This window comes from Paradesulfitobacterium aromaticivorans, from assembly GCF_054657415.1.
The window spans coordinates 801581-825773 of the sequence record NZ_BAAHYT010000011.1 but is presented as its reverse complement, the minus strand read 5'-3'; the positions used below and the strand labels follow the sequence as shown (position 1 = coordinate 825773).

At 46.1% G+C, this 24193-nt stretch carries 15 protein-coding genes and 1 riboswitch; of the genes, 7 read left to right on the top strand and 8 right to left on the bottom strand.

Annotated features, from left to right (window positions below; genetic code table 11):
- Window positions 1-30: 30 nt before the first annotated feature.
- Window positions 31-1116 (top strand): D-alanine--D-alanine ligase, encoded by a 1086-nt coding sequence (locus ACYQ2N_RS20750; RefSeq protein ID WP_460001332.1) that lies wholly within the window; start codon window positions 31-33, stop codon window positions 1114-1116.
- Between the two features lie 84 nt (window positions 1117-1200).
- Here ACYQ2N_RS20750 and lexA read toward each other — a convergent pair whose 3' ends face one another.
- The gene (gene lexA, locus ACYQ2N_RS20745; protein WP_460001331.1) at window positions 1201-1818 is read right to left on the bottom strand and encodes a transcriptional repressor LexA; all 618 of its coding nucleotides are present in this window, start codon (window positions 1816-1818) and stop codon (window positions 1201-1203) included.
- Between the two features lie 167 nt (window positions 1819-1985).
- On the opposite strand from lexA, the gene ACYQ2N_RS20740 reads away from it, so the two are divergent.
- The 3 genes from ACYQ2N_RS20740 to ACYQ2N_RS20730 all read left to right on the top strand — a co-directional run bounded on the left by ACYQ2N_RS20740 (window position 1986) and on the right by ACYQ2N_RS20730 (window position 4289).
- Window positions 1986-2318, top strand: a complete 333-nt coding sequence (locus tag ACYQ2N_RS20740; protein WP_460001330.1) for a LysM peptidoglycan-binding domain-containing protein — start codon at window positions 1986-1988, stop codon at window positions 2316-2318.
- 65 nt (window positions 2319-2383) lie between these two features.
- Window positions 2384-3187 carry a M23 family metallopeptidase gene (locus tag ACYQ2N_RS20735; RefSeq protein WP_460001769.1) on the top strand — a complete coding sequence of 268 codons (804 nt, stop codon included), beginning with the start codon at window positions 2384-2386 and terminating at the stop codon, window positions 3185-3187.
- A 166-nt stretch (window positions 3188-3353) separates the two neighbouring features.
- Entirely contained in the window at window positions 3354-4289 is a 936-nt protein-coding gene (locus ACYQ2N_RS20730; protein WP_460001329.1) for a D-alanyl-D-alanine carboxypeptidase family protein, read from the top strand.
- A gap of 293 nt (window positions 4290-4582) precedes the next feature.
- On the opposite strand, the gene ACYQ2N_RS20725 is transcribed toward ACYQ2N_RS20730, so the two are convergent.
- Window positions 4583-5110, bottom strand: a complete 528-nt coding sequence (locus ACYQ2N_RS20725) for a chromate transporter (RefSeq protein ID WP_460001328.1) — start codon at window positions 5108-5110, stop codon at window positions 4583-4585.
- A gap of 171 nt (window positions 5111-5281) precedes the next feature.
- On the opposite strand from ACYQ2N_RS20725, the gene ACYQ2N_RS20720 reads away from it, so the two are divergent.
- Window positions 5282-6226 carry an MBL fold metallo-hydrolase gene (locus ACYQ2N_RS20720; protein ID WP_460001327.1) on the top strand — a complete coding sequence of 315 codons (945 nt, stop codon included), beginning with the start codon at window positions 5282-5284 and terminating at the stop codon, window positions 6224-6226.
- Window positions 6227-6302: 76 nt separating this feature from the next.
- On the opposite strand, the gene ACYQ2N_RS20715 is transcribed toward ACYQ2N_RS20720, so the two are convergent.
- From ACYQ2N_RS20715 to ACYQ2N_RS20705, 3 genes are all read right to left on the bottom strand, one after another.
- The gene (locus ACYQ2N_RS20715; RefSeq protein WP_460001326.1) at window positions 6303-7046 is read right to left on the bottom strand and encodes a UPF0280 family protein; all 744 of its coding nucleotides are present in this window, start codon (window positions 7044-7046) and stop codon (window positions 6303-6305) included.
- Window positions 7047-7448 carry an NIL domain-containing protein gene (locus ACYQ2N_RS20710; protein ID WP_460001324.1) on the bottom strand — a complete coding sequence of 134 codons (402 nt, stop codon included), beginning with the start codon at window positions 7446-7448 and terminating at the stop codon, window positions 7047-7049.
- 122 nt (window positions 7449-7570) lie between these two features.
- A complete protein-coding gene (locus ACYQ2N_RS20705; RefSeq protein WP_460001323.1) occupies window positions 7571-8764 on the bottom strand; it encodes a homocysteine biosynthesis protein in 1194 nt (397 codons plus the stop codon).
- A gap of 93 nt (window positions 8765-8857) precedes the next feature.
- Window positions 8858-8991, bottom strand: a riboswitch (SAM riboswitch).
- A 217-nt stretch (window positions 8992-9208) separates the two neighbouring features.
- Between ACYQ2N_RS20705 and ACYQ2N_RS20700 the strand changes: the two genes are divergently transcribed.
- Window positions 9209-10921 (top strand): IS1634 family transposase, encoded by a 1713-nt coding sequence (locus ACYQ2N_RS20700; protein ID WP_459996793.1) that lies wholly within the window; start codon window positions 9209-9211, stop codon window positions 10919-10921.
- A gap of 240 nt (window positions 10922-11161) precedes the next feature.
- Here ACYQ2N_RS20700 and ACYQ2N_RS20695 read toward each other — a convergent pair whose 3' ends face one another.
- Together ACYQ2N_RS20695 and ACYQ2N_RS20690 are read right to left on the bottom strand one after the other, a co-directional pair.
- Complete coding sequence (locus ACYQ2N_RS20695; protein ID WP_460001322.1) at window positions 11162-12337, bottom strand: M24 family metallopeptidase; 1176 nt, start codon at window positions 12335-12337, stop codon at window positions 11162-11164.
- A gap of 97 nt (window positions 12338-12434) precedes the next feature.
- Window positions 12435-13853, bottom strand: coding sequence for an SLC13 family permease (locus tag ACYQ2N_RS20690; RefSeq protein ID WP_460001321.1), 1419 nt, complete (start codon window positions 13851-13853; stop codon window positions 12435-12437).
- A 261-nt stretch (window positions 13854-14114) separates the two neighbouring features.
- Here ACYQ2N_RS20690 and ACYQ2N_RS20685 point away from each other — a divergent pair, with 261 nt between their 5' ends.
- A complete protein-coding gene (locus ACYQ2N_RS20685) occupies window positions 14115-15551 on the top strand; it encodes an MFS transporter (RefSeq protein WP_460001319.1) in 1437 nt (478 codons plus the stop codon).
- On the opposite strand, the gene ACYQ2N_RS20680 is transcribed toward ACYQ2N_RS20685, so the two are convergent.
- Window positions 15544-24171: a GH36-type glycosyl hydrolase domain-containing protein gene (locus ACYQ2N_RS20680; protein WP_460001318.1), complete on the bottom strand. Its 8628-nt coding sequence runs from the start codon at window positions 24169-24171 to the stop codon at window positions 15544-15546. The two genes, ACYQ2N_RS20685 and ACYQ2N_RS20680, sit on opposite strands and share 8 nt — an antisense overlap.
- Window positions 24172-24193 lie beyond the last annotated feature (22 nt).

Genomic DNA, 24193 nt, shown 5'->3' with positions numbered 1-24193 from the left:
GTTGTATGGCGAGAGGAGTAGGTGGTAATAATGGACAACGTGAAATTGAAGGTAATCATTCTATTTGGTGGCCAGTCAGGAGAACATGAGGTATCCCTGCAGTCTGCTAGATCCGTTCTTCAGGCCATTAACCCCAATAGGTATAATGTTGAAACAATCGGTATTTCTAAAGAAGGACAGTGGTATTGGGGAGTAGTGCCTGAGAATTTTACGAAACATAAAGAGGATGCCCCTCTTGTAACCCTAGTACATGACCCTACAAACCCGCGTTTCATCTCCCTCGATGGTACCCTTCTGCCTGAGGGCGGACGTTTTGATGTAATTTTCCCTGTGCTCCATGGTCCCCACGGGGAAGACGGCACTCTTCAAGGTTTGCTGGAAATGTCTAATATTGCATATGTGGGATCAGGTGTCCTGGGCTCTGCTTTGGGCATGGATAAGGACCGCATGAAGGCTGCTTTCAGGGAAGCGGGGTTGCCGCTTGCCAAGCACCTTACTTTTTTGCGTTCGGAGTGGCAAAACTCTTCCGCAGACTGCCTGGAAGATATTGAAAAAGGCTTGGGGTATCCCTGTTTTGTAAAGCCGGCCAATCTCGGTTCCAGCGTAGGAATCACCAAAGCACATAACCGAGCTGAGTTAAGCGAAGCTTTGCATATCGCTGCCAGTTATGACCGCAAACTAGTAGTTGAAGAACATATTAACGGTCGGGAAATTGAGGTAAGCGTTCTCGGCAATGACTATCCCGCTGCTTCCTTGCCTGGGGAAATCCTGCCTGCTAAAGAGTTTTATGATTATGACGCTAAGTACCATGATACCGGATCACGCTTGATAATACCAGCCAGACTGGATGATTCTGTTATAAGTATTTTACAGGAAAATGCGATCAAAGCATTTAGGGCGGTCGAAGCTGCTGGTCTCAGCAGGGTTGACTTCTTTCTCACGCCAGATAATAAAGTAATTGTTAATGAAATTAACACCATGCCCGGGTTCACAAGTATCTCAATGTATCCCAAACTTTGGGAGGCATCAGGCCTGGTCTATTCCGATCTTATTGACCGTTTGCTTAAGCTGGCTTTAGAGAGGTATCAGGAAAAGGGTGTAATGACCAACAAGTGATAAAATCTGCCAAGCAAAAAGCGGAGCCTGTAGTCAGAAGACAATAGCTCCGCTTTTTTATTATTCAATATCAGTGTATCATGATCAGTGTATCATGCGAAAGACTCCGATAACCTTACCGAGTATCCGCACATCCTGGGAATAAATCGGTTCCATGGTTGAATTCTCAGGTTGAAGACGAATAAGGTTTTTCTCTTTGAAAAACCTCTTAACTGTAGCTTCATCTTCGATTAAAGCCACTACAATCTCGCCGTTGCGCGCGACCTGCTGTTGCCGTACCACAATAAAATCTCCGTCCAGAATACCAGCTTCAATCATACTGTCCCCCTGGACCTTAAGCATAAATACGGTATCATCATGAACAACATCTTTAGGAAGGGGAAAAGTATCCTCAATATTTTCAACTGCTAAAATAGGTTGGCCTGCCGTGACTTTCCCAACAATGGGGATATGAGTAACTCTTTTGTCATTTACCGCATCACTGAATGAATCCAGTATTTCGATTGCCCGCGGTTTGGTAGGATCGCGTCTAATATAACCTTTTTCTTCCAAAGTCTGTAGGTGACCGTGTACGGTAGAACTTGACATTAAGCCGACAGCGTCACCAATCTCACGCACAGAAGGAGGATACCCTTTCTGTCTTATTTCTTTCTTAATAAAATCTAAAATAGCTATTTGGCGCTGTCTAAGATCAGAATACACACACCAACACCTCCAAAATTGGTTCCACGGATATTTTACCATTTAATCAAAAAAAACGCAAACAAATGTTCGGGTAAATAGTTGACAGAAACATTAGTTCTATTTATACTAAATATCAGGAACACTTGTTCGAGGTACCTGAATCTAAAAGGCGGAGGAAAAGAATAATGAGCAATAAGCGGAGCAGACGCAGACATAAGCAAGCTAAAAAAATGATTGTAAGCCTTATATTTGCTCTATTAACTTTAAGCACAATCTTAACAGTTTTGATTGCAGTTAATCCTTTTTCCAAGAGTGGTGGTCCTGAACTTGTATATCAACCTGTAGTTGTGAAAACAGGAGACACTCTCTGGAAACTGGCCCAGGGTTCGGGCCTTAATCAAGACACCCGAACAGTTATTCTCATGATCAAAAAATATAATTCCCTGGCCAATGGGGTCATCTATCCCGGTCAAGTTATTTACATTCCCATACTTACGTCTCAGCTGGCTTATAGGTAAATTGGAGTAATTCTCTTACCCATTCTCCCATAGGTTAAAACTAAGGGGGAATGGTAATGCCTAAAATGTTTTTCAGCTGGTTCAGATTTCCGCGTCCACCCGAAAATTATTGGGCTCTTAAAATTATTCTAATATTTTTAGTGAGCTTATCACTTTGGTCACTCATTCATCATTCACAAGATGTACCACCAGATCTTTACCCATACTTAACCACAATTCAGCCTAAGCTGGTTTTAAGTTGTATTGAGGAAGGAAAAGGGATTACGCCTGATAGCTGGGCCGATTTATTAGCTGTAAAATCCTCACTGCCTGAAACTCAGGCAAACCACTTAATAGTCCAAATCAGAAATCACAAGCGTTTTGCTGACTTGGACTGGGGTAACCTGAAGCGGGATACTCGTAAAACCATCACGCAAAGGAGAAATTATCTCTTAAGTTATCCTTATTACCTCCCTAATAAATACCTATTTCCTGTGCAAGGGAAGACCTGGTATCAAGATAGTTTTGGGGCAGACCGTGAGGGAGGAAAACGGCAGCATGAAGGAACTGACTTATTTGGCCAAGAGGGAACACGGATTGTAAGTGTGAGTTCTGGCAGCATCGAAAAACTCGGGTGGAACAGATTAGGTGGGGAAAGAGTTGGTATTCGCGGAGATGATGGTAACTATTATTATTACGCTCATCTTAAAGAGATCAACCCAGTCCTGGTACTAGGTCAAAGAATAGGGAAGGGGGAGTTTGTCGGAACAATGGGGCATACCGGTGATGCCCTTACCACTCCAGATCACTTGCATTTCGGCATTCAACTCCCTAATGAAGAATGGGTAAATCCATATCCATTCCTGGCAGTTTGGCAAAATTTTTCTTGAATATGTCATAATTTTATCTAGAATGTGATGTGACTTCTCTTGCATGCACCAGATCGAATATTTTCCGCAAACTTGTCCCTTAAAAAAATCTTAGCTATAATAGGTTTAGTATATAATACATTTCTTTCGTAACCTTTGAACAAATGCAAGGAAGGAAAATCCGGTTTTGCAAAAGCATAAAAGTAAGGCTTTCCTAATCCCTCTTCTTATAATCATCACATTTGGGTTCATGTGGCTGCCTCCACATGAAATTAGCACTGCTGAGATCAAAGCTGAGATCAAACAGGAAGATTTACCTGGTACTCATCTGATTAAGAGTTACATTCTCCAGGAAGTTAAGAGCAAGGAAATATTGCTTTCAGATAATGAAACTGAAAGAAAAGCCCCAGCCAGTACTACTAAATTATTAACTGGCTTAGTGGCATTGAACTACCTGTCTGAGAGCGACATGATCGAAGTGGGAGACGAAGTAAATGTAGAGGGTTCCCGCCTGGGACTGACACCTGGGGCCAAAATTTCCGTACAGGATTTACTGACAGCAATGTACCTCATGAGCGCTAATGATGCGGCTGCAGCCCTCGCGGTGGGTGCCAAAGGCTCTTTACCTGACTTTGTACGGGCTATGAATGAATATGCCCTTACTATTGGTTGCCAAAATTCTAATTTTGTAAACCCACACGGCTTATCAGAACCGAACCATTATACGACTGCCAGCGATTTGAGCAAAATTGCATTAGTATTTATTGAAAATGGACAACTTATGAGATATGTAATAATGAAGGACTCTCAAGTAACATGGACTGACAGTAACGGTCGGAGACATAGCACTATTATTCACAATACCAATAAATTACTTGCAACTTATCCAGGCAACCAAGGACTTAAAACCGGCACCACTGAGGAAGCCGGCCAATGCCTTGTCAGCTACACAACGGGTTCGGACGGAGACTTACTTTTAGTACTATTAGGCAGCCAAGAACGCTACGCCGATGCAGTTGACTTGTTTGATCAAGCCTGGGCTAAACTTAGGCCTACAGCTGCCTTAGAACAGTCAACAGGTGATCCAACATCCCTTATTGATAGCCAAGGATTTTTCCCTTGATGTGATTAAGTCTGCCCGGGTATCCATTTTCGCCCTGTGGTATCAAGCAAAAATAGAGGTGAAGTAATGAAAAGTATTGGAAAACCTTGTATCTTGGAAGAGCGTTTAACGTTCATAGAGATAATGAAGCGCCAGGTAATTTCGAAGATTAGAAACATTGTTAGATCCTTTGAGTCCTATAATAAATATTATGTAAAGCTTTACATAATATTTATGCAAAATCCAATCCCGAAATCAAAAGAAAGGCGATTCAAGAAGCAAGCCCTAATAGGAATCACCTTAAAGTCAATATTCTATCTAAAAGAGACTAACCCAAAAATCATGGCCGCCACAATTATAATAGCGGGATGAATCTTGAATAAATGCAGGGCTAATATAGCCACTGCTGCTATGACCCAGGTGCTCAGGGTGGGAAAGGATTTAAGCCCCATGTCCCAGGCAGTTTGTGCAACTAAGATGACAACAACAGGGCGAACAGCTTTAAGCATGCCTTTAAGCCAGGGAGCATCGGCATACTTCATAATGATTCCACTTAAAAGAATTACCGCCAAGGCTGTAGGCACAACTGTGCCCAGCATTCCGGCTACAACCCCGGGCCAACCCGCTACTTTGTACCCTATGTACGCAGACATCTTAGTAGCAATCGGGCCTGGCAAAGCATTACTAACTGCTAAAGCATCAGTAAACTCCTCGTTTGTAAGCCAACTATAGCGTTCTACAGTTTCTTCCTGAATCAGAGGAATAACTGCCGGGCCTCCGCCGAATCCTAAGTTGCTGGCTCTACTAAAGGCAACGAATAAATCCCACATAACATTGAACATTTTGTTTAGTTATACCCCTTTCACCTTTTCCCGTCTCTTGTTAAAATAATATTTGTATTTTCGGTATGAATTCCGGGCCTATTATAACAAATACATAGAAAATAGCCTAGAAAATATTCAATAGAATCGACTTCTATTGTCGAACAAATATGTAGTTTAGGGGGCATTGAATTGTTGCCGGTAAGAATGATACAAGTACCTACAGGCTTGCCCGTAGGACCCGTAAACATTTACCTCATAAAGGTTAAGCCATATACGCTCATAGATGCAGGACCTGTCACTGCAGATGCTCTTCCTTTCTTAGAAGAATCTATGAGTCAAGAAGGGATCAACCTCCACGCAATCGAGCAAATTATTTTAACCCACGGCCATGGTGACCACTCCGGACTTGCGGACAAACTGCATGAACTTACCCGTGCCCCGGTATACATTCACGAACATGATCTCGCTAAAGCACACAAGGGTTACTGGCAGCTTGATCAGGAGTTATTAATGTGCCTCGGCATTCCGCCAAAGGAAGTTGCCGAAATCACAAACATAATCCGTGAACGTAATCAATCTTTTGGCAGCAAGCTTAATTCTGCTACCCCTGTGTACGGTGGGGAAGTGTTTAGGCTCGGGAATTATAAGCTTGAAATCATTCCTACGCCGGGCCATTCTCCCGGCAGTATCAGTATTTATGAGCATTTTACAGGTACACTCTTTTCCGGCGATCACTTTTTAGCCGGGACCACGCCTAATCCTGTGCTGGAACCGGATGGGAACGGATACTGGATGTCTACTTCCCGTCAATACTTTAAAAGCTTAAGAGACATTCTCCAGTTACGATTATCCATTATCTATCCAGGGCACGGAGAAGTATTTGACGACCCCGACACAAAAGCGTTCGAGGTATTCGATAACTATACGACTCGAATGGACGAAATCTACCCTTTCCTATGCGAAGATGCCTATACTCCCTACACTTTAGCCAAAAAAATATACCCCTGGGTGCAGGGGTTTGAAATGTTTCTCGCGGTATCAAAAGTTGTAGGCATGCTTGATCTGATGCAAGCTGCCGATCAAGTAGAAGTGCATGAGAGCGGTAATATTATCACGTTCAGGCGTAAGATCTAACTTAGCGTCCATAAAGATGTAACATTTCTTATGCTCTTGAGTAGAAAGGGATCAGCCTTGAACCAAATTTTCGGTACTAACTTTGCGGAACTAGTTTAACCTGTCCCCAGGCAGCCAGCTTGTCTTCCCAAATGATTAAGGCTCCTGTAACCCCATGAATTCCGGCTGCAAACTCGATGGCTTCTTCCATATCTGAGCCATTCTTAACGCGATTCCCGGCAGCCGTAGCCACAGCGTCAGCCAAGGCAGTTGACGGGGACAGAATCACAACCGCATCAGCCTGTCCGAAACTGAGAGAATGCCCGATTTTGCCGGAAGAAGTGCAGATTCCTAAGGGAGTGTGCTCTGGCTTGATCTCAAGGGCAATCTTATTAGACAAGGGGGATGCCCCCGCAAAAATTCCGATATAGCGTGTCCGGCCTGTACGGAGAAAGATATCCCCGCCGTTTTCCACTATCACATCCCGTGAACGTTTAGCTATCGCCTTTCCTACCAACTCTGACACCGCCCCCGCAACCGCAGCCATCGGACCAACCCCGGCTTGCCTCCCGGCTTCTGCCATCATGACGGCAATCCGGGGGGCGTCCGCTAATACAGCGTACGGAGTAAGGGCAGCCACAAAACCGGGATCAAGAGCAACGTATTCCTCCAATGGCTGCCGCACATCCTTAACCACACTCTCAACCCACTGTACCGTTGCCGCCGAATAGCATTCTTTGCGGATTCCAATGTCCAAGTCAGTTTCCTTTACCATCGCTTGAAAATGAACAAGATCATGTTGGCGGTGCAGTTGACGATAGGTGCGTTCTCTGTATTCCAATTAGAGCCGGACCTCCATCGCCCGCATTGGGCAAACTTTTACACAGAGCTGGCAGACTACACAGTTATCCCCGTCAAACTTAACTTCCATGGAATTTCTTTCTAAATATAGGGCTCCCGTAGGGCAAATCGCGGTACAAGCCCCACACATAACACACTTGTCATCATTGCGAATAATCTCTTGATTAAGATCCTGCACTGATACCCCAATTTCGCGAAGATAGTCGAGCCCTTGCTCACTCTGATCCCCTATCACTTCAAGCACCATTGTACCTTCTTTTTGCGGGTTAACATCAGCTTTGACAATATTAACGACTAAATCATAATCCTTAACTAAGCGATATACGATCGGTTTAACTGAAATATCTGTACCGAAACGCAATACTATTCTCTTGGGAGACATATAACCTCTCCTCTCCTTTTTCTCATCCGGTTTTACTCTCTTGATCGAACAACTGACTATCAACATAAATCTTTGAGTACTGACTCCCTATAGTCCCTTTTAGCAAAGGCTGAAGGTGGTTACTACCCTCTTAGCACATTGGCCGCCGGAGCATCAGCAGGTGACGGAAGTAATTTCACCGGTTCTGTGAGCTGAAAATCTCCATTATTAATCCAATCTTTGAGCGTGGAAGCAATTTCCCGGGCCCTGGGAATGCTAGAAAGTGGTGCCGTGGGAATTTCTTTGCCATTAACGGTGATTTTGCCGGATTTTAATTGGGCATAACTGACATAGCCCAGATTTCCCGGGGTCCGAGAAGGATAAGCTTCCCCATAGTCAACAACTGGCGCAAACAACTCTTGGTCAGTTGCGGCTGCATATTTGGCTATCTCCTCATTGAGAATCGGAATGGGCACCCCGATACCCACACTCAAAGTTGCACCATACCCGATATAGCTCGTACCAACAAGCCAGCGCGGGTTCATTTGCTTCAAATCCCCGATTACGGCCAGAGTTCCCCCTGCCGGTCCCAAATCTTTCCCTTCCAGGTTTTGGATAGAAGGAAAATGCTGGGTGCCATGCCAAGCAACATAACCCGTAGCGCCACCCAGAAAGATTTTCGTACCGATCCCGATCGTTTTGAAGTGCGGGTCTTTAAGCAGCGGGCTTAGCTGGCCAGAAGTGGAGTAATGCGCATTACCTAAGTTAGGCTTAAGCATCCCCATATAGGTATAAGCAATCTTCGACGTTAAATTAACTGCACAATTGTAATTTTGATAAGCATTGCGCGGGTTGAAGAGGATCGCTTCATTGATCTCATCCAAAGTAATAGTGGTTTCAAACTCGTGCCGCGGATAGCAGTCTGTACCATAAGCCAGTGCTTTTAATTTCACAGGCTTGCGTGCAACTAAATCCTGGATTACATGTCCCCCGCCATAGCGGAATTCACCCGGATAATTGCTGTTAAGTGGGTCATCATCAGGTAATTCCGCAGCCCCGAGGTAGGCATCTACGGCAGCTATCCCGCCGTACGCAGGAACGCCGTTAAGCCACACCTTCTGCATTTTCATCCTTGGTTTGGTATGCCCAAAATTTAGAAAGGCCCCGGATGAGCACATTGGAGCAAAGGTTCCGGTCGTTACAACATCGACCTCCTTGGCTGCCGCGCTTAACCCTTTTTCCTGAACGAGCCCGATAAGTTCCTCTGCAGTTACAACAACTGCTTTTCCTGCTTTAATTTTGGCATTAATTTCGGCGTAAGTTTTTTCAACACTCATAATTGCAGCCCCCCTCCATCCTGTTATACTCTCCCGGACATTAAACAAGCCCCTTCCCTGACAGAAGAGGCATGCAAATACACTTTGCCGCTCCTCTTATCTGTCAGAAGAAATTTCTCCTGCAGGAATTAGCACCGTGCTTTGCAGCTTGACTATACTAATAGCCTCGCTACCGAGCGGGTTGCCGGGTTTCATTGGGCCAGTCCCTCCACCACTCCGGATAAGAGTATCATATAAATATGAAGTTTGATAAATATAAGTGTAGCAGGCAGGACAGATTCTGTCAATAATCTCGGGTCTTTGACACTTGCGCTTATATAGAAATTTCTACAAGCCTTGAAAACAGGGCTTTTTTTATTGGAAAAATGTCAAATTTTCTCCAATCCTTAGTGCGTAATTTAGCGTAATGTGTTATAATGTAAGGGATTGGAGGAGATTGTTACTATGCGACTTAGTATATCCAAGTCTAAAAATGCTACTTCGCTTTATGTCATACAATCTATTTACGAGAACGGTAGGCGTTCCACAAAAGTTGTTGAAAAGTTAGGGACGCTTGCTGAATTACAGCAAAAACTAAATGGGCGAGATCCTATTGAATGGGCTAAATCATACATAGAAGACCTTAACAAAAAAGAGAAAGAGCAATCGCGAGAAGTCATCGTTAAATACTCTCCATCTAAAGTAATCTCCAAGGATCAACAACACTTCTTCAACGGTGGTTATCTTTTTCTCCAGCAGATCTATCACGAACTCAATCTTCATAAGGTTTCCGCTGAGATATCAAAAAAGTATAAGTTCTTTTTTGATCTGAATGCTATACTGTCACGGCTCCTTTACGGACGGATCCTTTTTCCTTCTTCCAAACTCGCTACCTACAAGCATTCCTCAAAGTTCATTGAACAAACTGACTTTGAATTGCAGCATGTGTACAGAGCACTTGAAGTCATTTCCAAAGAAATGGACTTCATTCAGTCTTCTCTTTATAGCAACAGCCTCAAAATTTCAAAGAGAAACACGGGTATTCTCTATTATGACTGTACCAATTATTTCTTTGAAATCGAGCAAGAAGAAGGCCTTAAACAGTATGGCGCTTCAAAAGAACACCGACCGAACCCTATCATCCAAATGGGTCTGTTCATGGATGGAGACGGTATTCCTCTTGCTTTTAATCTCAACAGCGGCAACACGAATGAACAGATTACGCTTAAACCCTTAGAGCAAAAAATACTTTCCGATTTTAAACTTTCCAAATTTGTTGTCTGTACAGATGCCGGACTGGCTTCTGAAAAGAACAGAAGGTTCAACAACGAAGGCGAACGCGCATTTATCACGACCCAATCGATTAAAAAACTAAAAAAGCATTTAAAAGAATGGTCTCTTGATTCAAAAGACTGGCATCTTGCAGATCATGATAAAACTTATGATATCGCCCAGCTTGACGAGGAAACCTATAAAGACAAATGCTTCTTCAAAGAACGCTGGATTAAAGAAAATGGCCTAGAACAAAAACTTATTGTCACTTACTCCATCAAGTATAAAAACTATCAACGTCAAATTCGTAATTCACAAATCGAACGTGCTCAGAAATTACTTGATTCGAATCCGACTAAAATTTCAAAAAGCAATCAGAACGACTATAAACGTTTTATCAAGAAAACCAGCTGTACGTCTGATGGCGAAATAGCCGACAATGAACTCTATGCCTTAAATAACGAAACCATCGTTGCCGAAGAAGCCTATGACGGATTTTATGCCGTTTGCACGAACCTCGAAGGTAGTGCTCAGGAAATCATCCGAATTAACCAGCGGCGCTGGGAGATTGAAGAATGTTTCCGGATCATGAAAAGCGAGTTTAAAGCCCGACCAGTGTACTTAAGTCGCGAAGATAGAATTAAAGCACATTTTACTACCTGCTTTATGGCCCTCATCATTTATCGATTATTGGAAAAGAAACTAGGAAATAAGTTTACATGCAGTGAAATCGTCAACGGATTGAGAGAAATGAATTTCTATGAGATCAAGGGCGAGGGATATATACCGACCTACACAAGAACTGATTTTACAGATGCTCTGCATGAATCTTTCTGCTTTCGAACAGATTTCGAGATTATAAAAAAGACACAGATGAAAAAAATTCTAAGCACGACTAAGAAATAAAAAAATTACTCACTTTTTTAAAATACAAAAAAAGCTTGAACACCTTGCAAATACAGGGCTTTCAAGCTTTTTATAGTTTTTAACTGTCAAAGATGAGAATATAAGTGTAGCAGGCAGGACAGATTCTGTCAATAATCTTTTTCACATAACTTTTTTACTGAATGCCTGACCATGATCTGTCAACATCATTTTCCTATAATACCGCTTGTATAAAATGTTCAAACATATCACAAGCATTACTTACTTCTCTACTACTACCAGCTCATCCGTAAGGGTAGATAAACTGACGAGACCATTCTGTGTTACCTCATACGAAGTCTCAAGCCCAACCGCTCCAATGCCTGGTAGGGTAAACTTAGGTTCAATAGCCAATACCATGCCTGCTTGCAACCGTTGCTGTGATCCGCGAGCCAGAACCGGAAGTTCGTCAATCTCCAACCCTACCCCATGTCCAATAAAAGAGACTCCCCCGTGGGAACCCATGAATCCTGGAATCCCCGACTCTGAAGCGATCTTGTGCGCATGATCATAAAGCTCGCCGCACACTACTCCGGGTTTAGCCATTTTCTCCAAGTCTTTAAGGATATGAATGGCCGTATCGTATGCTTTTTTCACTTCAGGCGGAACAGAATTAAACATAAAAATTCTTGTCTGGTCAACGACATATCCGAAATAACAACCGCCAAAATCAATCAGTATCGGTTTTCCCTGCTCAAGCTTGGCACCTGACGGTCCAAACGGAAAAGCCGGGCTCACCCCTGCTCCAGATAAAGGAGCATCATATGAACTGGGAACATTCCCTTTTTCATCGACCAAGATACAAGTGCATGACATTTCCTGGTTAAATCCATGCAAACGAAAAATTCCTAAATGCCCCCGACGCCTAGCCTCCCCTTCAAACATCCCGGCCAATTCTTGGTCAGTCTGTGCATTCTGTAAGAGTTCCGGAACCATCTCCCACAAAACTTTGTCTTTGGCGGCTGTCTCCCGTAAAACAGACCTTTCCCATTCGGATTTCACTGCGCGCTGGTTCCTGATCAGGAGCGTAACATCCGAGAATTCCAAACCTATTTCCTTAAGCTTTAAATACACACTAGCCGGTATTTTCTCATACTCGAGCCCCAGCTTTCCGGGAGCAGGGTAATTGAATTCTTGCAGCACTTCGATGATGTCGCCCCACCGCTTAAATCTGCGCACCGGCCACGGCAAATCTGTCGCCAAGGGTCCGCGTTTGCGGCTGAGATAGACCGCATGTCCTGCTGCCGGGACAAAGAAACATGCCGGTTCGATTAAACCGGTATAATAATACAAATTCACATTGGCCAAAATTAAGGCACCGGTAATTTCCTCTCTTTGCAAGTGTTGTTGCAGAATTTTCAAACGTTTTTCCAGCTCCTCTGCCGAAGGTGTAAACAATCTCCTCATCCTTTCATTAAGATAGATCCTGGTTCTAAATCACGTTAATTTTGCATGGAAATATCCGACACTTAGTATTCTCTCACAGCCTTCCAAATCAGCTAAGGCCGATTAAGGGCCACCACAACATCGCAGTTAAGATAACCACAATGATTGAAGCCAAAGTAAGCCAGAAGCCAACTTTCATCAAGTCTTGGGGGGAGTAAACGCCCGTGGCATAAGTAATAACTCCGGGTAATGTTTCCACTACCAGTAAAAACCCAAACATAGCAGAGATGTTAATAGTCACGGCTGCCAACAGGGGATTTATCCCTAACTTAAGGGCAATTTGCAAGATCACTGGGGTAAGAGTCAGAACTACCGTCGATACATTCGATACTCCCAAATGATAAACGTGGGTCAAGAGCGCTAAGATGCCCACGGTTAGAAGCGGCAGGGAAAGCCCAGCCTCAACTCCCGGAAAAGCTAATAATTTCCCAGCCAATAATTCAGCTGCACCCGATTTATTAATGGCGGAAGCAAGGGAGAGCGTGGCACCCATCAAGAGCACAGTGCCCCAATCGATCTCCTTCAGCTTATCCCAAGTAGCTACACCTATACCTGGCAATCCCATCAGGACTACAGCCACCAGAGCAGGGACAGCCGTTGGCAAACGGTGAAACGACTCGGTCATCCAAAGGAGCACAGTCAATGTTAATATCCCCAGGCATTTCTTCTCCTCCCTGCTTAACGGCCCCATCTCCCGTAGTTCCTGCTTAATCTCCCCTATTTCCAAAACCTTAATTTCCGGGGGAAAAGTTTTAAGCATAATCATCCAAGTTAGCGGAATCATTAAGAACCAAGCGGGCCAAGTCATCTTAAACCATTCAAAATAATAAATGTTCTGACCTAATGAACTTTTCAGCAGATCTACAGTGAGCACATTCGCTATTGCTGCCGGTAATAAGGCGATACCGCTGATGCTTGTGCCAAAAGAAAGCCCTAAGACTAAGAGCTTGGACGTATTAGTATTTCCCCTCAGACCCATGGATTCAATGACAGCCATGACCGCAGGCAAAAGCAACGTTGTGCGTACTCCTGTTGCCGGAATAAAGATGCTAAGGAGTTGCGGTGCGAGCAGCACACCCGCCAATACTCCGCCAATGCTCCCGCCGAAACGCACAATCGTCATATTAGCAAAACGCCTGCCCAAAGGGGTACTGTTAACCCCTTGAGCCATCATAAATCCCGCCATAATAAGAAAAGTCGAACCTTTGGCAAACCCGCCCAAGGCAGTCTCTAAGGAAGCCGCCCCCAGAATGGGGAGCCCAGCCACATACAACACTGCTGTCAAAGGCATGGGTATAGGTTCAAGCACCCAGAGCCAAATCGCTGCTGCGGTTATGCCGGCAGTCGAGCGTAAGGACCAAGATAAATCTGTAGAAAGCCCAAATGCAATTATTATAAAAATAACCCCTGCTAACGCAAGTTGTATGTATACTCTGCGGTTAGATTTTTGTAATAATGGCCCTGACATCCTCTTTCCTCTCCCAGCTCCACCCACTTCGACCAGCTTGATTTTCAGATTTAGCCGGTTCTTTATCTAATAGTTAAGCGCTAATTAATGGACTTTTACACAGTACACTGTCTAAAATCGAATATAATTATACCACATTTTGATTTTACTTTCGGGCGCTAATTGAAAATTTAGAACCCTTTTTCTGTTTTGCAACTTGCCCAAACTATGTTAAATTAGAGTATGTGCTTGGTTATTTTGAAGGTTAGAAAAGGTGGTAGTATGAACTTAACAAAACATGTTAGAAATTCCGCCTCTTATCGTTGGTTTATTTTAGCCAACGTTTCTATCGGCACATTTATGGCAACCCTCGACAGCAGTATTGTCAATGTGGCTTTGCCAACAATGTCTTCCCAGCTAAATGTTGACCTCTCAACTTTACAATGGGTGGTTACCGCTTATCTCCTCGCCATTTCAAGCTTACTCCCTATTTTTGGACGCTTAGCAGACTTACTTGGCCGCAAACGTGTCTACCTGACAGGATTTTTGGTTTTTACATTGGGATCTGCGCTCTGCGGATTTTCCAATGATATCTGGTTTTTAGTGGTAATGCGAATCATTCAGGCGCTGGGCGCTGCCATGATCATGGCTAACGGACCGGCAATTATTACTTCCACTTTTCCTCCCCAGGAGCGCGGACGGGCTTTGGGCTTGGTCGGAACGGTAGTGGCTTTGGGAAGTTTGGCTGGGCCGGGTATCGGCGGTATTTTAGTGGGAATGGCAGATTGGCAGGCCATCTTCTTTGTCAATATTCCGATCGGAATCTTTGGCTACTTAGTTGGACAAGTCATTCTACCTGCAGATAAAGTCAAGCACGGGCAAGAAAGTTTCGATTTTCAAGGGGCAACCCTTTTTACCCTGGGCATGATCAGCCTCTTGTTTGCCCTCAATAATGGTCAGGATTGGGGCTGGAGCAGCTTTCCGATCATTGTCGGACTCGCAGGGGGAGTGGTGCTGCTTACCCTCTTTTTCCGGGCTGAACGCCGTGTTCCTTACCCAATCATAGATTTATCCCTGTTTCACATTAGGCCCTTTTTGATTGGAAACCTGTCCGGACTTTTATCTTTTATCTCTTCCTTTTCCAATACCATGCTAATGCCCTTTTACCTCCAGCACATTCTCAATTTCGCGCCAACCAAAGTCGGACTGATAATGACTTCTTTCCCTTTAGTAATGGCAGTGGTTGCGCCTGTGAGCGGTTATGTCTCAGACCGTATCGGCCCAGTCGCTTTAACGACCGGCGGACTCATCTTATCCGCATCAGGACTTTATTACCTTTCAACAGTCACTGCGTACTCCACTGCTCTTCAAGTTATACCCGGACCTGTGTTAATGGGCCTGGGAGCGGGCTTGTTTAACTCTCCGAATAACAGCAGTGTGATGAGTTCAGTCCCCCCCAGCAAATTAGGAGTAGCCGGAGGGATAAACGCTTTAGTGAGAAATGTTGGTATGGTGATCGGAATCGCCTTTTCTGTAACTCTCTTTGAAAACAGGCAGACCGCTGCTCTTAGTGCTCAGCCTTATCCGACCTTTTCCGAGCAGACAGCCGCCTTTATGTCAGCCTACCATACCGTTTTGTTAGCTGCTGCGGGCATGGCCCTGGTGGCCGCCATTATCTCGCTCAACCGCCGGGGATATGCCCGTAAGCAAACTACATAATGAATTTAACCAAGTGCTCGCGCCCATCATCGATTAAGCTTAGGAAAGTGCTGTCAATTTCCTTGTCGTCCGCAACCATCTTTCTAACTCCAGTCATCTTCCCGTCCGGATTTTCCACTTCAATCTTATACACTGCCGTTTTATAATGGTAAGTTAAATGGTATCCCTGCCAGTGCCGTGGCAGACACGGTTCGAAAGTGAGCTTATCTCCTATAAGCTTAAAGCCCAAAATTCCTTCCAGACCTGCCGTGTACATCCAACCAGCGGCTCCGGTGTACCAACTCCACCCTCCACGGCCCACATGAGGATGAATTGCATACACATCAGCGGCCATTACATAGGGCTCTGTTTTATAGCGTCCTGCCTCACTTTCCGTGCGGGAATGGTTAATAGGGTTCAGCATGCGGAAAAGATCATAAGCTTTCTCCCCTTCTCCCATCTGCGTGAACGCTAGAATAGCCCAGATTGCCCCATGAGTATACTGACCCCCGTTTTCTCTCACTCCGGGAACATACCCCTTGATATACCCTGGATCAGGCTGCGAACAATCAAACGGAGGGGTAAGGAGCAGGAGAATTCCGTCCTCTTTTTTGAGCAAGTAGTGTTCAAGTGCAAGCATGGCGTCAGTGACGCGGCTTGGTTTAGCCTGACCGGAGAGGGCTGCCCAGGACTGTGCAATGGCATCAATCTGACATTCTTCATTATTCGCAGAACCCATAGGAGTGCCATCATCAAAATACGCTCTCCTGTACCACCCTCCGTCCCAGCCATGACGTTCAATATTCTGCACCAGTTCGCGGGCCGTGTCACGATAGCTTTCAGCCAGTTCCCTGTCCTGCCGGGCTTCACACACAGAAGCAAACCTATTTAAGACAATTACCAAAAACCAAGCGAGCCACACGCTTTCCCCATTCCCTTTGCGTCCTACCGCGCTAAAGCCGTCATTCCAGTCCCCTGTGCCGATTAAGGGCAACCCATGCTCTCCTAAACGCAGACTACGTTCAATCGCCCGTACACAGTGCTCATAGATTGTGCCTGATTCCGCAGCAACCCTGGGAATAGCATAGCGTTCATCTTCCTCTTCTCCCAATGGTTCCTGTTCCAAAAACGGTACTTCTTCATCCAACAAAGTATAATCCCCGGTATGTTCAAGGTAATCTGCAGTCACAAACGGGAGCCAGAGCAGATCATCTGAGAATTTAGTCCGTATCCCTTTCCCCCGTTCCGGATGCCACCAGTGCTGGACATCCCCTTCACGAAATTGACGCCCGGCATGTTGGACAATCTGGGCGCGCGTCAAATCAGGCCGGCTGATGACCAAGGCCATGACATCCTGAAGCTGATCCCTGAAGCCATACGCTCCTCCTGCTTGATAGAAAGCGGACCGGGCCCAGAGACGGCAGACTAAGGTTTGGTACAGCAGCCAGCGGTTTAGGAGTAAGTTCATCGACTGATCCGGGGTCTCTACTTGAACTGTGTTTAAGACGCTGTCCCAGAATTCGCACACGCACTTGAATGCGGATTCCACTCTGTGCGGTTCTTGATATAACCTGATAATCTCCTTGGCTCGTGCTTGGTTTTCACTTTCTCCCAGGAGAAAATAAACAATCTGTTCTTCCCCCGGCTTGAGAGCCAATTCAACCTGTAAAGCCGCACATGGATCCAAGCCTGCACCCACGGCGAGTGCAAGTTTAGGCACAGCCAATCCCTTGGGATTGGCCAAACTGCGGTTGCGCCCGATAAATTCTGTCCGATTCCCGGTATAAGAACGTACTTTGGCACCGGATGTCGCTAAGAAGGACGTACGCCCGGCAAATTCCTCCTGATAACTGTTGCGGGCAAAGATCGTCCCCATTTCTTCATCATATTCCGTAATTATATACGGGGCGGTCAGCTCGCGCGCCACCCCCAGCACCCATTCCGCATAATAATATGCAGAGTATGTGCGCTCTGTGCTCCCGGAATTATGCAGTTTAAGGCGGGCAATTTTTACCGGTGCATCCATAGGCACAAAGAGCGAGAGTTCTTGCTGGAGTCCATGGCTCACATGCTCAAATACAGAGTATCCTTGTCCGTGCCGCACTTTATACTTTTCCCGGCTCCGCACCGGAGCAGGAGTAGGCGACCAGAAAGAGCCGCTCTCTTCATCCCGCACAAATATTGCTTCTCCCGGGGCATCCAAGACGGGGTCATTGGACCAGGGAGTAAGCTTATTCTCTCGGCTATTAAGAGCCCAGGTATACCCTGAACCTGATTCTGACACCTGAAAGCCGAACTGCGGATTAGCGATGACATTAAGCCACGGTAATGGGGTGTGCTTTCCCTCTTGCAGTTCAATGACATATTCTCTGCCATCAGCCGAGAAAGACCCGTAACCGTTAGCAAACAGCAACTCTCCCTGTGCTTGTTCCCAGATGCTATTGTTTGCCATCTCAGTACCGTCTATGCTCCGAAAGGTATCCGCCTCAATCAGAACCTCCTTGGTCATATCTGTCCCGGTCATATCTGACTTGGAGATATTAATTTTGGATGTATCAATCTTGGTTTTATGACCCATGGCAGATTGGGCGTGAGCGTTTTCTTGGACTGACTGGAAAGGAATTTTCCCTTTGCGGCGCAGTTGAAGCGCGGCTGATCCTTCCTCTCCTGAGAAAATAAGGCGGGCAACAGTATATAAAAGAGTGAAATCCTCCGCAGGGAGATTGTCTTTCTTTAAGAGGAAGACCCCGCCAGGGCTGCTCAAATGAGCGTGCCCGGAGAGAACAAGGTCACGCAGGGAATCATTGAGAGATTCAACATAGCCGCTGGGGTCTTCGTTCACAATAACTAAATCAGTTTTCAGCCCTTTCATTCTCCAATACTCATGCAAAGTTAAGAGCTGGCGCACCAGTGATAAATGCTCACTTTCCTGGATTACAGCCAAAATAACCGGTAGGTCTCCTGAAATTGCGTAAGGCCAGAGTGCGGACTGCCCCTTTTGATTTTGAATTAAATACTCTCCAATTTCACTTCGGGCCGGGCTTAAATAGAGGAGTTGCCCTGCAACATTCGAAGCCAGATTAGCCATAGCCGGGCTGAGATTCAAATGCCTAAGCTCCATCTGGCTGTGAGTCCAGGTCAATTCAAAGGCGCGGTTGACTGCAGCGGCATCCCGGTATCTTTCCGCGAGCGTGATCACTTCGGCGCGCGACTCTCCAACCCCAACTGAAAAAGACACTTTCACGGTCTGGCCGGGCTTAATGCGTACGCGCTGCCTCAAACTCATGATCGGATCAAGGACTGCTCCGTCCGTGTTAGTCAGAGGATGATTGGGCTCCAAAGCCAATGGACCCCCCAGATTTCGTCCCCGCCCAAGAAAACGCGCCCTGTCTGTTTCATACTGGAGAGCCCCAATATTCTCGCCTTCAGTTGCAACAGTATGCATAAGCCACAGCCGCGTCTCGTCTTCACGGCGCGGACGGCGCGAAGCAAGCAAAGCCTGATGGGAAAATTCTGTTTGAATAAACAAGTTGCCAAAAGCCGGATGGGCTAAATCCTCGTTCATCCCTGCCAAGACCACTTCGAAATAGCTTGTTATTTCTAAAATCCGGTCATGACCACTATGGTTGGTCAAGCACAGGCGGCGGATTTCCACCTGGTCTTCGGGTGAGACCACAATCTCCATCCGGGTAGCGATGTTTCCGTCCTTACGGAAAAACTCGACCCTGTCCGGAGCATAGGTAATCTTATACTCGTCCCCTTCTTCCCCAAGTGGTTGCTTGGTCGCCGACCAGACAGCTCCCGAGTTTAAGTTCTGGATATAAAAATACATACCCCAGTTATCCCTAGTCACATCGGAGCGCCAACGCGAAATAGCAATGTCTTTCCAGCGGCTGTAACCTGAACCAGCATTTGTTAGCATGACTGCATACTTCCCATTGGATAGAAAATGCGTTACCGGGATTGCGGTTTCGCTCCCAGTAAGAGTGAGATGGTTCTTTCCGTCGAGTGGAGCAGGCTGTTTTTTAGCCACATAGGAACTCCGCTCCTCCGTAACAGAGAAAATGTTCTTAGCGGGAAGCCTCTCTTGTAAAATCAGTTCTGTAGCTTGGACCATTGCTTCTGAATGGAAGCGTCTTTGCATGTTGTTCCCTGTTAAGACATTCGTAAGTGCCAGCAAGCTCATACCCTGATGGTGAGCCATGTAGCTTTGGACAATCCGGTACTGGCGCTCCACCGGAACCCGTTCATGGGTATAGTCGATTGCTTCATATAATCCGTAACGTCCGCCAAAACCTTTACTTTCCATACTCTGAAGGTTGTGCAAAGCCTCTCCGGAAGAAACCAGCAAGGCCAAGAAGCTTGCATAGGGCGCAATGACCAAATCTTCTTTCAAACCCCTTTTAAGTCCAAGCCCCGGAACCCCAAACGCTTTATATTGATAATTCAAGTGAGCATCAAAAGCATAAAAACCTGATTCGGAAATTCCCCATGGAACCTGTCTTTCACTGGCATAATGGCGTTGGACTTCAACCACGGACGCATAGGTTTCGTCCAATAAAGTTCCCTCAAAATTGCGCATCACCAGCAGTGGCATTAGAAATTCAAACATCGTCCCGCTCCATGACACCAACGTCCTTTGCGCGTGCACGCGCGTCATCGAACGTCCCAAGCGAAACCAGTGGCTTTGCGGAATTTCCCCTTTGGCAATGGCAATAAAACTTGCCTGGCGCGCTTCTGAAGCCAGAAGATCATAATAAGACCTATCTAAAGCGCCATCCGTGATGCGGTAGCCAATAGAAAATAGTTGCCGCTCTTTATCGAACAGGGGAGTAAAGTCAGTATCTTGTGCCAGAGTATTGAGACGCTGCTGCAGGCTGCGTGCCTGCGCCAGCAGGCTCTCTACCTTCTTAAGTCCAAGTTTAATATTGCCGCTCTCAACTCCTGACAAAGACCTATACTTAACTTCTAATTCGAGTAGGCTTAGCTCTTGATTTACGTCCGGTGGCAGAGTTTCCTGCTCATGTACAAGCCAAGGATAGAGTTCTTGCATTTCGAGGCGAAACGCTGAAACCATGCTCTCTAACTGGTTGAGCCAATACAACACTTCCCGCCCTACTTGATCCGGGACAGTTGCTGGCCATTTTTGCAGCAGTCCATACCAGGACAAGGGTTCAAGGCGTTCAAGAGAAATAATCTCCTCCAGGGCTTGGGCAAAAGGCCTGAGCTTTGAACTAAGGACAGTGGCAGCTTCCCCTTGATCTTGCTCCAAGTGTTCCTTAAGTAAAGTATAACTATCCTCTAAACCGCGCACCAAATCCAAAGTGAGCAGGGGTTTGCTTAAACTTTCTTCAAGCCCGTTTTTCAGGGTTATAACGTAAACAACCAAATTGCCGCTGTCTACCGTAGAAACATAGTGAGGGACGAGCGGAGTTAGCTTTAGAGTATCATACCAATTATAAAAATGTCCCTGCCAGCGCTCCAGCCTTTCCAATACGCTTAGGGTATTGTCAAGACGCACATACATTTGGCTTACAGAGATATAGCCCAGATCCCTCGCTGCCAAGTTAGCAAGTAGAGCCAGTCCAATGTTGGTAGGGGAAGTTCTGTGGGCTACCCCATTGGGCGGGTTGAGTTGGACATTGTCAGGAGGGAGCCAATTCTCTTGCTCATTGACATAGTCAGCAAAGAACGCCCAAATCTTGCGCGCATATCGGCGCAAACGCAGCCCCTCATCAGGTGCAAGGGTTACCTGCTCTTCTAATATCGGCAAACTGATGCGGTAAGCTACCCATGGAGAGCTAGCCCACAAAACAGCCAGTGGCATGAATTGCCAGGCTTGGGCCGCTTTAAAACTAAGGGTAAGCACAAAATAGACCAAAACTCCCGCTAGGGCCGGCCACATTAAACGCCAGGAAGTTTTTAAGCTTAAATTAAGGCGGCGGTCAGTTGCTGCCGCCGTCTCCCACTCCAACAGCTTGCGGTGAGTAAAGTAATGGCGCGAGAGGCTGCGTATAACCGCATCCAATTCCGTATAAGCCAGATATGGCAAAAATACCAGGAGCAACAAGCCTTGAATTAGGATTTCCTTTAGCTCATTTTTCATTTCACCCCGGGTAAAAATCATGCTCAGCACATGCAGCAGGGCCGACCAGAATAAGTTTAACAGGACTAATCCTACCCAAACCCAAGCATTCCCTGGGAGCACTGTAAACGCCAGCATAATCAGGAGTATATGGGCCGGAGCTTCGATGCTGCGGCGCAGATTGTCGAAGATCTTCCAACGTGCAATTACCGGTAGGGGCTTGAACAACCAAGGCAAGATCTGCCAATCCCCTCTTACCCAACGATGTAATCTTCGCATATAAGCATGAAATTTGGCAGGGTACCCGTCCACCAGCTCAACATCCGTTACTAATGCAGTCCTGGCATAAATCCCCTCAATCAGATCATGGCTCAGAATAGTATTTTCCGGAAAAGCTGCGCCCGTAACTTGCTGAAAGACGGTAGCATCATAAATCCCTTTGCCAGTGAAACTCCCTTCTCGGAAAAGATCTTGATAAACGTCTGACACTGCCGTAGTGTAAGGGTCAACTCCTCCTTTGCCGGCAAACACACGGGCAAAGAAAGATGCTCCTGCACTCGGAATCGAGACGCCGATGCGCGGCTGCAGGATCGCATAGCCCTCGACCACTCGGGTATTGTCCTCGCTCAAACGCGGTTTATGTAAAGGATGAGCGATTGTGCCGATTAGTTTGCGCGCACTTCCGCGTGGGAGCTGGGTGTCACTGTCAAGCGTAATTACATAGCGGATGTGCGGAAGAACAGCAAGATCTCCAATTTTAACGTGATAACTGGTTGACTCTTCGTGCTGAAGCAGTTTGTTAAATTCGAGCAGCTTCCCTCTCTTTCTTTCCCACCCCATCCATACTCCTTCCGCAGGGTTCCATTGCCTTTCCCTGTGCAAGAAGAAGAAACGGTCTTGCCCATACTTTTTGTTTAAGGCTTTAATCCCGTCTATGGCTGCTTGTAAAATATCCTGATCTTCCGGAATCTCCTTAGCCGGAGCATCCGTAAAATCCCCCAGAAGAGCAAAATGTAAATGAGGGTCTTGGTTGGCCAGAAAATGCACTTGCAATTGGTCTAATAGTTCCTGCACGCGCGAGACACTTGGCAGGAGAGTGGGAACAGCTACGATTGTACGCAACTCTGCACCTATTCCCTGCCCTAGCTCAAGTTTCGGGAAAAAAGCAGGGTTTAGAAGTTGGGACACAACCCAGTTAACTAAAGGTATGGCTAACGAACTTAAGGGGATAATCACCGCCAGCACTGCTAAGAGTACAGTGGCGGGAGTCCCATGCTTCAGAGCATAGTTTAGGAAAGGATAGCCTAAAATCAGCATTATAAAGACTATCCCCCCGAAATACGCTGTCTCAGGATGATTACGAACCCAACGTCTTACCTGGCACCAGAAACGGTGAATACTCCCCCACTCTTGCTCCAGATCCCGTTCCAAGAGGGGGCGGCCTCGGCCAATCACACTGTATCCTACATGGGCTGCTGCTCCATCATCTCCAGCGTCTGCAGCTCTCCGCGCCCTCTCCACAATTTCCCTGGCCACCTTTAATTCAGATATTCCAAAGCGCCGTGCCAGTTTTTCTATTTCATGCCGGTAGCCATCGCGGGAGTCAAAATCCATTTGCCCATAAACACCGCTTGGGTCTTGTTCCAGGATCTCTTGCACCGGACTCACTTCTTCAAATAAACGGGGCCAGTTTTCCTCTGCCAAAAAACGCAAGGAAGTAATAGCATACCCCATCGAAACTTGGCACATAGCCTGGCGCTGGCGCTCAAGCTTTGCAAGTTCTTCGATGGAAGTATCCTCTTTGCCGGCAGTTTTGTCTAACCAGCGCCAAAGCGGCAGCCCGTCAACTCCCCACTCCCGCAGGCAACGGGCCAGCCTTTCGGCATAAGCGGAAGAAATCTCATGCTTTGGTTCCGATTTTGCTAAAATTTCCTCCCATTGCTCCCCATCTCGCTCAATATTAAAAAAAGGATTCAGCCATTTATCAGCTGCTTCCCGCTCGTTTTGCGTATAAAGTATTTGTTCAACAAGCCGTCGTATATTCTCTATCAGAACAATACGCAACATTATGGGAAGAGCCCATAATTCCCCGCTGGATAAGGGTATCTCCGACTGGTAGCTGTTTATAAAATCCTTCAATACTTCTCTTTTTAATTGGCTGTCTGTATGCTCAATCAGTTCGATCATCAGGGCATATACCCGTGGAAACCCTTGGTATATCCCAGCAGCCAGGGGCGGCAATTCTTTTTCATAGCGGCGGGGCAGGGAACGCAGAATTTCCTGTCTGAGATCCTTAATGATATAGTAATTATCAAGGAACCATTCCGCAGCAGGTACCATTTCCCGGGTGCGCTCAACATAGTCTGTAATTTCCGCATGAGCTTCCTGGAGAAAGCGCATGTTCGCGCGCATCCGCGGGAGTAATGATTTGCTCAGTTTTCCTTTGCCGGTATGGACATGAAAGCGGGCTATTTCCAAGGCATGCTGCAACAGATCATCGCGGTTAAGGATAATGTCGCGTAAAGGCCTATCCTCTAGCGTTAAACTTAAACTCATAGGATCTCTCCAATTTGATTCT

What these genes read in the sequence shown, in the direction of transcription:
- ACYQ2N_RS20750 (WP_460001332.1), top strand. Translation starts at nt 31, where the DNA reads ATGGACAACGTGAAATTGAAGGTAATCATTCTATTTGGTGGCCAGTCA.
- ACYQ2N_RS20740 (WP_460001330.1), top strand. Translation starts at nt 1,986, where the DNA reads ATGAGCAATAAGCGGAGCAGACGCAGACATAAGCAAGCTAAAAAAATG.
- ACYQ2N_RS20735 (WP_460001769.1), top strand. Translation starts at nt 2,384, where the DNA reads ATGTTTTTCAGCTGGTTCAGATTTCCGCGTCCACCCGAAAATTATTGG.
- ACYQ2N_RS20725 (WP_460001328.1), bottom strand. Translation starts at nt 5,110, where the DNA reads ATGTTCAATGTTATGTGGGATTTATTCGTTGCCTTTAGTAGAGCCAGC.
- ACYQ2N_RS20710 (WP_460001324.1), bottom strand. Translation starts at nt 7,448, where the DNA reads ATGTCTCCCAAGAGAATAGTATTGCGTTTCGGTACAGATATTTCAGTT.
- ACYQ2N_RS20705 (WP_460001323.1), bottom strand. Translation starts at nt 8,764, where the DNA reads ATGAGTGTTGAAAAAACTTACGCCGAAATTAATGCCAAAATTAAAGCA.
- ACYQ2N_RS20700 (WP_459996793.1), top strand. Translation starts at nt 9,209, where the DNA reads ATGCGACTTAGTATATCCAAGTCTAAAAATGCTACTTCGCTTTATGTC.
- ACYQ2N_RS20690 (WP_460001321.1), bottom strand. Translation starts at nt 13,853, where the DNA reads ATGTCAGGGCCATTATTACAAAAATCTAACCGCAGAGTATACATACAA.
- ACYQ2N_RS20685 (WP_460001319.1), top strand. Translation starts at nt 14,115, where the DNA reads ATGAACTTAACAAAACATGTTAGAAATTCCGCCTCTTATCGTTGGTTT.
- ACYQ2N_RS20680 (WP_460001318.1), bottom strand. Translation starts at nt 24,171, where the DNA reads ATGAGTTTAAGTTTAACGCTAGAGGATAGGCCTTTACGCGACATTATC.